9 protein-coding genes and 2 pseudogenes are annotated in these 11,645 nt (G+C 55.6%); 10 read left to right on the forward strand and 1 reads right to left on the reverse strand.

Going from position 1 to position 11,645, the window contains the following annotated elements; genetic code table 11:
* The first annotated feature begins 293 nt into the window (after positions 1-293).
* The 9 genes from HNO86_RS22865 (at position 294) to HNO86_RS22905 (ending at position 11,271) form a co-directional block, all read left to right on the forward strand.
* Positions 294-725: a VOC family protein gene (locus HNO86_RS22865; protein WP_175379199.1), complete on the forward strand. Its 432-nt coding sequence runs from the start codon at positions 294-296 to the stop codon at positions 723-725.
* Between the two features lie 406 nt (positions 726-1,131).
* Positions 1,132-1,941: a hypothetical protein gene (locus tag HNO86_RS22870; RefSeq protein WP_175379200.1), complete on the forward strand. Its 810-nt coding sequence runs from the start codon at positions 1,132-1,134 to the stop codon at positions 1,939-1,941.
* Positions 1,932-2,525: a hypothetical protein gene (locus HNO86_RS22875; protein WP_175379201.1), complete on the forward strand. Its 594-nt coding sequence runs from the start codon at positions 1,932-1,934 to the stop codon at positions 2,523-2,525. Before HNO86_RS22870 ends, HNO86_RS22875 begins: the two co-directional genes overlap by 10 nt.
* 280 nt (positions 2,526-2,805) lie before the next feature.
* Complete coding sequence (locus HNO86_RS22880; RefSeq protein ID WP_175379202.1) at positions 2,806-4,011, forward strand: hypothetical protein; 1,206 nt, start codon at positions 2,806-2,808, stop codon at positions 4,009-4,011.
* Positions 4,012-4,154: 143 nt separating this feature from the next.
* Positions 4,155-4,394, forward strand: coding sequence for a hypothetical protein (locus tag HNO86_RS22885; RefSeq protein ID WP_175379203.1), 240 nt, complete (start codon positions 4,155-4,157; stop codon positions 4,392-4,394).
* Between the two features lie 164 nt (positions 4,395-4,558).
* On the forward strand, positions 4,559-5,911 hold the full coding sequence (locus HNO86_RS22890; protein WP_175379204.1) for a PBS lyase: 1,353 nt from the start codon (positions 4,559-4,561) through the stop codon (positions 5,909-5,911).
* 101 nt (positions 5,912-6,012) lie between these two features.
* Positions 6,013-6,447 carry a DUF6678 family protein gene (locus HNO86_RS22895; RefSeq protein WP_175379205.1) on the forward strand — a complete coding sequence of 145 codons (435 nt, stop codon included), beginning with the start codon at positions 6,013-6,015 and terminating at the stop codon, positions 6,445-6,447.
* A 1,093-nt stretch (positions 6,448-7,540) separates the two neighbouring features.
* Positions 7,541-8,932, forward strand: coding sequence for a hypothetical protein (locus tag HNO86_RS22900; RefSeq protein ID WP_175379206.1), 1,392 nt, complete (start codon positions 7,541-7,543; stop codon positions 8,930-8,932).
* Between the two features lie 35 nt (positions 8,933-8,967).
* Entirely contained in the window at positions 8,968-11,271 is a 2,304-nt protein-coding gene (locus tag HNO86_RS22905) for an Ig-like domain-containing protein (RefSeq protein WP_175379207.1), read from the forward strand.
* 40 nt (positions 11,272-11,311) lie between these two features.
* Here HNO86_RS22905 and HNO86_RS30335 read toward each other — a convergent pair.
* Positions 11,312-11,413: pseudogene (locus HNO86_RS30335) on the reverse strand (GntR family transcriptional regulator); the annotation flags it as partial.
* Here HNO86_RS30335 and HNO86_RS22910 point away from each other — a divergent pair.
* A pseudogene (locus HNO86_RS22910) lies at positions 11,412-11,534 on the forward strand (C4-dicarboxylate ABC transporter); the annotation flags it as partial. The pseudogenes HNO86_RS30335 and HNO86_RS22910 sit on opposite strands and share 2 nt — an antisense overlap.
* Positions 11,535-11,645: the final 111 nt, after the last annotated feature.

An 11,645-nucleotide genomic window follows, 5' to 3' on the forward strand; every position in this document is an offset into this window, starting at 1 on the left:
GGTCTCATCGTTGATCGGTGAAAACGCCTTTTTTGCACGCTCCTACGTGAAATCGGAGTCCGGACACCTCCGCCCAAAGCAAAGATTTCAATCTCACGCGCGTACTTTCTGCCGAGGAAACCATGGCCGACTTTTTCAACAGAATCGGCCATTAGCTGCCACTCCACGCGACTCGATAATTTCCACCCGACGGTGCATCATCGCGCTCGCCACGTTCCCGTCCTGGTATCGAAGCCAACGGCGCAGAACCTGCCCACCCGCCAAAACGAGCCTTTTGAAATGGAAGTCATCTCATGTTCGAACGTAACAAACTGGTACCGGAGTTAATGGTCACAAACCTGGATAGCAGCCTGGCTTTTTGGGTTTCTCTTCTGGGGTTCAAAGTAGCTTATCAACGCCTGGAAAATGGATTTGCATACCTTGATTTGAAGGGTGCTCAAATAATGCTTGAACAGGTTGATTCGGACGCGGGTCAATGGCTGACTGCGCCGTTGACAAAGCCGTTTGGAAGAGGCATCAACCTACAGATTGATGTTGAGGCTGTCGCACCCATCATCCAAGAACTTGATCAGGCTGGATTCCCACTCTATCGAGAATGCAAAGACACCTGGTATCGGGCTGAAAATGTAGAAGTAGGCCAACGCGAATTCATCGTCCAGGATCCCGACGGTTATCTTGTAAGGTTGGTAGAGCGATTGGGTGAGCGACCGACTTGCTCAATCTGAATCTGAGCCGACTGTCGGGTCGTTTTCAGCCGGTCGCGACAGGCAGAAAACGGCCAAAAGCGGACGTTAGCGAACGCACAATATCCCCCAAGCGGGTTGATCGCGGCGTCTATGAATGCCGAGGCGATTCATTGTGCCTTGATCGGTAGCTCTAATAATTCGTCGCCTAGATTCCCTGTGAGCCGCGTTCCTGTTTTCACATGTACGATGAAACATTTCTTCGGAAAGGACGGTGCATTGGTGTTTGAGATCCTTTTGCGTGGCTCTTCAGTGGGGAAAGTACGTTGCTGAGATAATGTGGGCTTGGGTAGAAGCTCGATGCGAATCTATTTCTTGGAGTGGAAGGTTCTATGTCTATGCGCGTTTTGGCGGTTAATGTAATTGCCCCTCAAATCGAGGGCAGCCAGTGCTAACGGCAATTCTGCACGGGAAGGCAGGCCGCGTTGAGATTGATGGGCACCAGTTAAGTTGGCGCACCTTGTTTCGCAAACGTGAAGATCTCTTGACGAGTGTGCTGTTTGGGCGCATGCCTTATTTGTCTGACAGTGTCCATGATGCGTTTCTACGCGCCCTGCTCGGCAACGCATACGCGGGCGATCTTGGACAGTTGAGTGATATTCAGTTCTGGCCAAGGTTGAGTGATAGTGAAAGTGAAGGTCGCAGATATGTCGAACCAGATGTGTTGATCGAGTATCCCCATCATCGCCTGCTGATCGAAGTGAAGCCGCCATTTGGTGGTATGCAGACCTCCAGGCAATGGCGAGCGGAGGTCCAAGCCCTTCACAGACAAAACGACGAGCCAAAACAAATCATCTTTCTTGCCCTAGGTCGCAATCATCCCAAATGGAGGAATTCGGCAGATAAGCTCGAAAGAGAGTTTTCATCGATAGGCCTCCGTGTGGTGTGTCTGGATTGGCCAGAACTTCTGAGAAGGCTCGGCCTCATCCGGGATCTGGCAGACAGTCGGGATGAGCGCGTATTCCAAGACTGGTTCGAAGCTTTTCGATTGTTCGGCATGGTGAGCGATACCATGCCGTTCAGCGACCTGTTGCCGCTGTGTAATGAAGGCGAAAGTTTCCGCAAACAGCTTGAGCTTGTTCAAAGCTGGACGGCCATTGCAAAAATACCAACGCCAAGCGCCAGCACCCAAGACTGGGCCGCCCTTCTGCCGATTACACAATTTTTAGAAAAGGAAGATTTAGTACAGTGGACATGACTCGCGAACAAGCCGCTTCTCTCGTAAATCAGGTACAGAGCTCTCATCGCTTACTGGCAGGGTTCTACAGACGCCTTCTACCTGCTCTGGATGAAATGGCTGCCAAATTCGGAGCGGGCTTCTGGTTCTGGGACCCCATCAATTTTGACCGTCCATGCCGGTCTGCCACCAAACCTTCGAGCAAGTGGGCGTGGGATTACTTGCCTCTGCTTAATGCTCAATTCGTGTATGCACGAACTGATGAAGAACAGCAGGCTGTTATCCAATTTCAGCTGCATACGGACCCCTCAGTTCTAAAACGGAATCGTCAAGGTAGTGGGCAGCCTGATCCGCTCAGCCTTCCTGATGCGACACCAACCATTCGCATCTATGCCTATTGGTTGAATGAAAGTTCGATTGTGGATATCAAACAGCAGTGGGAAGAGGCCAAATATCCCAAGGGGGATGCATTTTCGATTTCGACACTGAGCAGTGAGTTGCAAGGAACATGGTGGGAGATTGATCTGGCTGACTTTGTGGTTGCGCCACAGGGTACGGAAGCGGCCATTGGCAAGTTCGTTTCATTGCCTGCTTCCGACATATGATGAAAGTGCCAGGTCCCTTGTCACCTGCGGTTGCCGGTGAGGCCCGGTCTAGTTGGCGCTCCGCGCTGGCGTCCGAGTCCAAAGGATATCCCGATAGATTGTCGGATCAGGGTCTAGAAGGAATCAGTCCAGGGCGGCTGCCGGCCAGAAGCGGACCTTTCGAAGAGTAAATTTAACTCTCCGCTTACTTGAGCATAACCGCACCGCCTATGACACCATCACGCTCAACCTAAACGCGAGGTTTTTTTGTGAATTTTTTGGATGCTAGGGCGGAAATCAGATGAAGCACTACCAAGATACGGAAACGGGAGCAATCTATGCTTTTGAGGATGATGTTGATCCTTGGGCACTGAACAACCGAAATATTCCAAAAACACTATCAGAAACCATTAAGCCGAAGCCCAGCGATTCACATGTTTGGTGTCAGGATGGTTGGATTAATCAGGAAGAGGCGCCGCCGGAATATACGCCGCCCGTACCAAGCGTTCCTTCGTACAATCCAGCGTGGATGGCTTATCTGCGTCCATATACGGCAGTCCATCGTGATCAAAACTCGGGCTTGAATATCTCCCTTGATCAAATCAATACAAACTCATACGACGGCAATAAACTTGCGGAAGTCGTTACATCCCTCCCGTTAGGCACTTTGAGCGGAATACCTGCACTTATCAGTTACGACGGGGCAATAGCGATTCCCCAGTGCGGGGATTTTCCAACCATGGCTGACGGAGTTAGCAAACTAAACGAGATACTTTGTAGTCTTTTACTGGGTGGCGTCCATGCGGAGGTGCTTCATCCAGATGCTCTCGTCATTGGCATGTTGCAGGACGAGTTGAGGCTTTTTGCCTACACATCATCCCTGCATACCCAACTGCGGTTGAACTGGGCAGCCATAAGCGACCGGCTCCATCCTTTGGGAACACCAAGAGTGTTGATGGTGACGGAGATACAAGCGGCTTACAGTCAAGGCCAACAAGTTGTTAACGCCATCCATAACCTCTCACCGTTTTTTCTTTTGAATGGCTACACCGCCATGGGATATAGAAATAGCAGCGACGCACTCAATAGTCTTTGGATAGCAGTAGAACAAATCACAGAGCACCTATGGACAGAGTTATATGTTAAGGACAAGAGTAGCCTCTCCGCTCGTGTTCTTTCGTGCCATACGCAGCTTAAAAAACGCCCTGGCCTTGACAAGGTTTCTTCAAAACACAAACTTTTACGACTATCAAAGATAATTAGCAGAGAATGTCAGAAGACACTTAGTCTCGCGCGTGAAAGGCGTAATGACCTAGCGCATAGAGGCGTCGTACCGGACTTGAAAATCGTCGAAATGCTCTGGAAGTCCCTTTCAGATTTACTTGAAAAGGCATCAAAAGTTCAATCACTTGGCATGAGAAAGCTTAGTGGTGGTGGCGAAAGCGATCGGGCTATACCCGCGAAGTCTAACTTCGATGAGTGGCGGAAGCTCGCTACCAAGGTATAACGTTACAAACTGCTAAACACCAGACCCCTTCGAAGAACCTACGTCTCCTTTGGGTCGGTTGCAGCCCTTCGTGACATACTGAAATCGGCTAGCAGTGGCCACTCAACTTATCTTTCGAGCAAAAGGCAAAATGAGCTATCAATATGAAACATGAACTTTGGCTGGAACCCGATGGTTGCCAACTTTTCTGTCTAGCAGGCGTTCATGGTGATGACGCGCGCAATCTCCTTGCAGCAAATTCTAAGCTAATCTGGACGGTCGAAGCCGACAGTTACTTCGAAGCGATGACCAAATACTATTCCTTCATGGCATGGGGTGAATACCAGACAGACTTCCCCGAGCAAGACCAAATGTCCTACACAGAGCTAGGATGGGATGAGTAACGGATACCAAGCGAAAAGATGTGCAGTCATGTGTTTTTTGAGTTCTAGACCCACCGTCTGCTTTGGGTCGAGGCCCGCCCCTCCGAACTCACTCCAGTCGATTCGGAAAATTGATTAAAGTGTTAGCAATGCAGCACGTACGAGCATAAAGAAAGGACTAGAAAGTGAATTTTATAAGGGAATGGCTGGATAGGCTGAAGACCAAGCAGACACCTGCCTCCTCATGGATTGAACATCGGCGAAACGAAGCGACGGAACTGCTGGGGAATGCCGAGCGCAGCGGAACATGGATAGAGCTCACTGTTCACTACAACGGGTTCATTCGTGAAGTCGCTGTCAGGGAGTTGTGCAATCACCCGTCTCCTGAAGCATTAGTCGCTTTGATAGAGCGTCTGAATGACTGGGTCCCCCAGATACGCGATTTGGCGTTGGCCGGACTAAAACACTATATAACTGACTCCCATGCTCAAGCGCTATTGTTTGCACTGGAGCCCCTGATGGCCTTGGCTGCGCGTCGAAGGGCCGACCATGGGCAGACGCTCAAAGCTGCCCGCACTGTACTGCAGTCACCCGAAATCAAGTCTGAGGTCTATGCCAACTTCCTTGCACGACAGGGTAAAGCTGCGTGTTATCTGTTTGAGCTTTTGCTGGAAAAAGATTCCGGTCCGGAAAAACTCCTGAGGAGTGCGTTGGCACATCGTGAGCTAAACGTGCGGTTAGCAGCCGTTTCAGCTTGCGAGGATTTACCAGCCGCACAAGCTTCACCACTGCTACTCGAAGCCCTATCACGACCAGGCGCCAAAGTGCGCGTCTGTGTGTTGCGCGCACTTCTACCGTTGCTCGAAGATCCGCAGCCATTGTTACGCGTGGTCTTACTGGATGCATCGCCCTCGATCCGTAGTTTGGCCCGCTGGGTAGCAGAACGTCATCACATAGATGCAAACGCGATCCTGACGGAGCAAATGGATAAGGGCTTTCCCTCACTCAAACGGGAATGGCTTGGCGTTATTGGCTTGGCAACCGAACTTAACGTCATTCTCGACAAGCAGTGGCTAACAGAAGCAATACACTCCCGATATCCCACCGTGCGGCAAGCGGCTGTGCGCCTGCTTGGCGATAACCAAGTGCCTGAATTGCTTGCGGCACTTGACGATCCGTCGGATAAAGTGTTCTTCGCTGCAGTCGCTCAGTTGGACAAGCTACCTTGGACATTAGTGACCTCTGGAACAGGTGCCAAGTTAGATCGAGACTGGCATCAACTGTCGACAGTACGCCGCCAGGCAATACTTCAACTGAGGCCCGGTTGGCAGCAGGTGGCGTACTTGCTGGCACGGTTTGACACTGAGCCGCTTGCACAGAGTTTTTGGCTAAATCAGATTGACATGTGGTGCGATCACCAATATCAAATTGTCGATCCGGTCACCTCAAAGGCCGAGCGAGAAGAATTGGCGCAAAAGCTTCGAAACTTAGCTACGACAGGACTTCTCGGCAGCGACTATGTAGAGCGTGTTGTGTGAGCAATGGGAAAGTAATTGATCAACAGCAGCTCTCTCCCTGGTGGTAATCGCCCAGAAGCAATCATTCATTCTTGAACACTAAAAATTCGATAGGACTGAATTTGAGCGAACTACCAAGGGCCGACGCGGGCCATGATGATGCAACACGGAAGAAAATCCATGCTGCCGTGACTGCAAGAAACTTGGCAAGCGCATCGAACAATACCAAGTGGGATGAGCTGATCAACCATTTCCGCGAGATTCAGGGGTGGCGTCCGTCCTACCGATCCAAGTGCGTCACAGGATATGTCTCAGAGTGGGATGTCGAGTGGTTTTACCATTTGCCGTTTCCATTTACGTCCGTCGAATGGTTCGACATTGGCTTGTCGGAAGCAGTCCCCTCTAAAGGACGGCTGCTTGCATGTAAAACCATTGACCATACAGACGAAATATCGAAGGTGGTCGCACAAATTGGATTCGAGTTTGACGTGCGCGCCGACGTTCTGAGAATTTGGGGATACCTCCCAAAATCGTATGAAGACTTTCCGCCTGTATGACAGGTTGAGATCTGCCGTCTCCCCAGTAATTACAATATCTGACCTGGATGCTGAAAGGCCGCTTTGGGTCGATTCTGTTGAAAAAGTCGGATGCGGTTTTCACAGCAGAAAAGTACGCGTCTGAGATTGAAATCTGAGTTTTGGGCAGAAGGTTCAGGGCTCAGATTTCAAGCAGCAGCGTACAAAAGAGGTGTTTTTGCACATCAATATTCGAGCGACTTGGATATACCGACTTTTTCAACAGAATCGGTCGATTTCAGCCTGTCGTGAACGGCAGAGAACGGCCGCTTTCTGCCATCCAAAGTCGGCGCCCCAGGCGCGGGTGGCGGTGAAGTTTTTGCTGCGGATGATTCTCATGGTGGGCGGGTCTCGGGCAGGCAGTTAGTGGCTGCAATCTACCAGAGTCGAATGCCTTTGCAGGTAACGGGCACCGACGCGCCTGGGAGGCGACGGTGCCCCCTGAATTTCCCCGCTACTGCGCAGCCGCCGGCGCAGGCTCATCACTCACCTATTTCAAAGTGTGTATGAATAACCTGCATGACTCCCGCACGCGCGATTAACAGTCATGGAGATGCTCTCGATAACAAAAATTCGGGAATTTAGTTGGCGGCCGCAAATTACAATATTAATAGTGAAACAGCTCAGACCCCATAAAGACGTGGCCTACAGCTAAATTCAAGTTCCCCACCAGTGGGTGATTTCCCCCACCAGCCTCTAATTCGACAAACACGAAGTTCCCCCGGAAATTGAATTTAACTGAATTCCGCATCCCTCGACATACTTTGTCACACTTCTATCGAGGCAAGTACCAGACACCGTTTCCGCGCAGTAAAAGGGGAACACAGCATCAAAATCGCCTTATGAAAAACCAGATCCTTTCATTATTTCCGGAGCACAGCCCAGCGCCCTGACACCGCAGATTCCATTACCCAAGCCGACACCTGACCAACTAATTTCGACTGGGTTAATCCGTTCATGACATTTTCAAGACAACTTCCAAAGGATTAAACAGGCACGAACGTTGCTGATGCCGATTCAGAACCTTTCGACCGCGCTGCACCCCCAGCCTGCGTCATTTCAAGAGGATTGAATCATGCACAACAGATTGACCCTACTGGCAAGTTCGATCCTGCTGGCGTCACTCGGTGGCGGGGCCGCGCAGGCAGCACTTTACGCCGTGGACCCGGGCGTTCCAGGCGAGCGCCCCTACCCCCTCGATAGCGGCAACAAGACCGGTTACGCCGCCTGGTATCAGGACACCCACGGGCGAATCCTCGATCTGTGCCTGAGCAAGGCGGTCAGCTCCCGCACCGCGCCAACGCCCGGCGCGCCGGCCTACATGTGCGTCCTCAACCCGGCACCCGGCGAATTCGATGACACCCAACCCATCGTCTTCCCGACCAACTATCCCGATGAAACCTTCTGGTACGCCGCGGATGCCGCCATCACCGACGCCGCCAGTGGCATCGACATGACCTGGGGGGCGGCGATCGAAGCGGCGTTCAACGGCGAGGTCGCGGACGGTCACCAGCTGAGCTTCGCCCGTGTGCGCATTCGCGTGGATGTGCCCGTCGCGGGCGTCTACACCGTCACTCACCCCTATGGCGTCGACGTGTTCAACGTCACGCCCGAAGAGTTCGCCGACACCGGCGGCACCCGGGCGATCAACATGACGCGCGATATCGGCATCGGTCCATCCGGGGACTACACCGGCGCGCTGAAGGGCGACATCGGGCCGTTCCTGCGCAGCGTCAATGGCCCTTACACCGAGACCAACCCGGAAACCGGCCAGCAGGAGAAATACATCGGCGACCCGAACATCGAGGAGCTGGTGACCGGCAGTCCGTTCAACACCAACTACCTGCGTATCCAGGGCCCCAACGGCATCGACACCCGCAGCGACACCTTCTCCGTGTCCGGCAAGCTCAGCACCGTGGATCTGCCGGCCCCGGCCATGGTCAAGCGCGCCAGCTATTCGCGGGGCAATTCCGGCGGTGGCGTGGTCGCGCATCAGGATGTGTTCACCATGGCTCCGCCGCCGCCCGGGACGGTCAACTTCCTGGACAGCTCGGGTGCGACCGTGACCATGACCGAAGCCAATTCGACCGGCAGCTGGTACGGCCAGTCGACCGTCAACCCGTCGGTACCGTCGACGCTGCAAGTGACCGCCGACAACCACCTGGCGATCCCTACCCTCCTTGCCCCGACCACTGTGCCCGTGCAACTGACCGATCTGGTCACCATCAGCCGCGCCGAATACAGCCGCAGCACCGGTCGACTGACCATCGAGGCCTCGACCAGCGACCGCATCACGCCGCCCAACCTGACCGCCTACGCGGGCAAGAGCGGAGCGCTGATCGGTGAGCTGTCGGGCGGTGCCGACAAGTCCCTGTCGCCCAATGCCGGCACCGTGCCGCCAGCGACCATACGGGTGACGTCGGCCAACGGCGGCAGCGATACAGAAGAAGTGGTCATCGTCCAGTGACCCATCCGAATTCGGATCAAGAGCCAGGAGGTAACATGAACAAGTGGCCACGCTTCATCTTCAACACACTGAGCCTGTCCGTCGCCATGGCAGGCGGTGCCCACGCCGCGCTGCAGAGTTTCGACCCGGGTCCGTATACCCTTTCCACCGGCCGGTTCCCGATGTGGTACCAGGACTTCAACAACGTGAAGCTGGAGCTCTGCCTCTCCAAGACCACCAGCTCCCGCGCGCCGGGCACCCCTGACGCCCCGGGCTACATGTGCACCATTCCCGCCGAAGGCGGCTTCAACCCCGCCGAGCCCATCGTCTTCCCCAATAACTGGCCAGGCGAAAGCTTCTGGTTCACCGCAGACGCCAGCGTCGGCGACCGAACCTTCGGCATCGAGCAGTACGTCGCCGCCCTGGAAGCGGTGGCCGGCGAAGGCGAGATCATCGATGGCGAGCAGCACAACTTCGCCCGCATCCGGATCCGCGCCGCAGTGCCTGCCGCAGGCATGTACACCGTGCGCCATCCGTACGGAACCAAGGTGTACGTCGTTGCCACGCCCGGACGGCGGGCGATCAATGACACCAGTGACATCGGCATCGCCCCGCTCAACTATTCAGGGGCTTTGCAGGGTGCCATCGGGCCGTACCTGTACAGCGCGTCGGCCCCCAATAGCCTGACCAATGAAGCCGGTACGGAAATCGCCCGCTACTTCACCGAGACCAACCCGGAAACCGGGCTGCAGGAAAAATTTGTCGGCGACCCGAACATCGCCGAGCAGGTGCGCGGAAGCCCGGTCCTCGATGACCAGGGCAATCCGCAGAACTACATCGAGATCTCCGGTCCCGCCGGCACTCTGCGCACCAACCTGTTCTCGATCTCCGGCAAGATCTACGACGACCGCACCCAGACGCCGGTGGAAGTGGAGCGTGTCACCTATCAGCGTGACAGCAACGGCTCGCTGGTCGAAATCTTTGCCGACTCGTTCCGTACCAACAGCACTACCCAGGCCGTGACGCCGGCTGCCTCGACGGTGTGCTACCGCACTACCCTCACCCTCACCGGCACGCCACCGGGCCCATGCCTGCCTGGCGCGAACCTGTTGACCGACAACAACGGCTATTTCCACACCCACTTCGCGACAGCAGGCGCCCCGCCCTCGGTGGTGGTGCTGACCGCCAGCGAACTGGGTGGCGCGAACAAAGCCACCTCGGTATCGCGCACGCCAGTCGATGTGGTGAAAGTCAGCACCGCTCGATACGACCCGACCAACCACCGGCTGACCATCACCGCCACCTCCAGCGACAAGGTCGTCAACCCAGGCCTGGTCGCCCAGGGCTACGGCCCTCTGCCGGTCAGCGGAACTTTGGTGGTCAATGATGTGGCCCAGCCACCGGAAAGCGTTACGGTGAAATCGGCTGCCGGCGGTTCGGACAGCGAACCGGTGACCGTCGCCGGCATCGTCGATGTGCCTGGCGACAACGAGAAACCGCTGGCCGTGGCGGATACCGCCAGCACCAGCTCGGGCGTACCGATCACCCTCAACGTGCTGGCCAACGACAGCGATCCGGACAACAACACGCCGCTGACCATTGGCAGCTTCGTACCACCGGCGGCCGGCCAGGGTACGGTGGCGCTCAACGGCACCACCAACCTGACCTACACGCCACCGGCCACCAACGTCCCGCTGCAGGCGACCTTCAGCTACATCGCCCTGGACAACAAAGGCCTCGCGTCGGATCCGGCAACGGTCACGGTCAACGTCAGCCCCAACCTGCCACCTGTCGCCAACAACGACACCGCGGCCACCCAGGGCGGAACGCTGACGCTCAACGTGTTGCTCAACGACGCCGACCCCGAAGGCAACGCGCCCTTGAGCGTGATCATCCTGTCCCAGCCGGCGGCCGGCCAGGGCACTGTCAGCACCGACGGCAGCGTGGTGACCTACACCGCACCGCAGAACTTCACCAGTGCCTTCACCACCACCTTCACCTACCAGGTCCGCGATTCGCTAGGCGCGCTCTCGGCACCGGCCACCGTCACCGTGCAAGTCACCCCTCAGGTCACCCAGGAAAACCTGGTGGTGACCACCGCCGAAGCACGGTCACGCTCCAACAACCGCTACACCTGGGACCTCTCCGGGACAACCTCGGCGGTGGTCGGCAACACCATCACCGTTCAGGTCTCCACCGCCAGTGGGCTGGTCACGCTGGGCACCGCGACCGTTCCGGTCACCGGTCGCTGGAGACTGTCGGCGACAACCACGACCATCGTGCCGAGCGCGAACAACCCGACGGTTACCATTCGGTCATCGCTTGGGACGGTGAGGACGGCACCGTTGGTGGTTCAGTAACGAGAACGCCCCACCTTCGTTCGCGGAGGTGGGGCGCACGTTACGACATCGAATTTCTCTCCCTGCGCATCTGACTCACCAACGTAAACCGATCCTGCGGATGCGTCGTCTCCGGCACCACCATCAAAGCCCCCTCCTCATCCACCATTGGTAACAGCGTGGCGACGGTGGTGGTGTCGAAGTGGTCCGGGGAGTTTACCGAGCAGACGGCGAAGGATGAGTACAGCCGGGTGTTTGGGCGTAATTCGGAGGCGGCGCTTTGAGGGGTGTAAGGCACGAACAATGAGGGGACAGATTGAGCGATCAGTCTGTCCCCTTTTTTCAGCTGGCACCCCATAACCTGTAGCAGCTGGCGAAGCCTGCGTCCGGCTGCT

It is taken from the genome of Pseudomonas sp. C1C7 (genome assembly GCF_013359595.1).
GTDB lineage: Bacteria > Pseudomonadota > Gammaproteobacteria > Pseudomonadales > Pseudomonadaceae > Aquipseudomonas.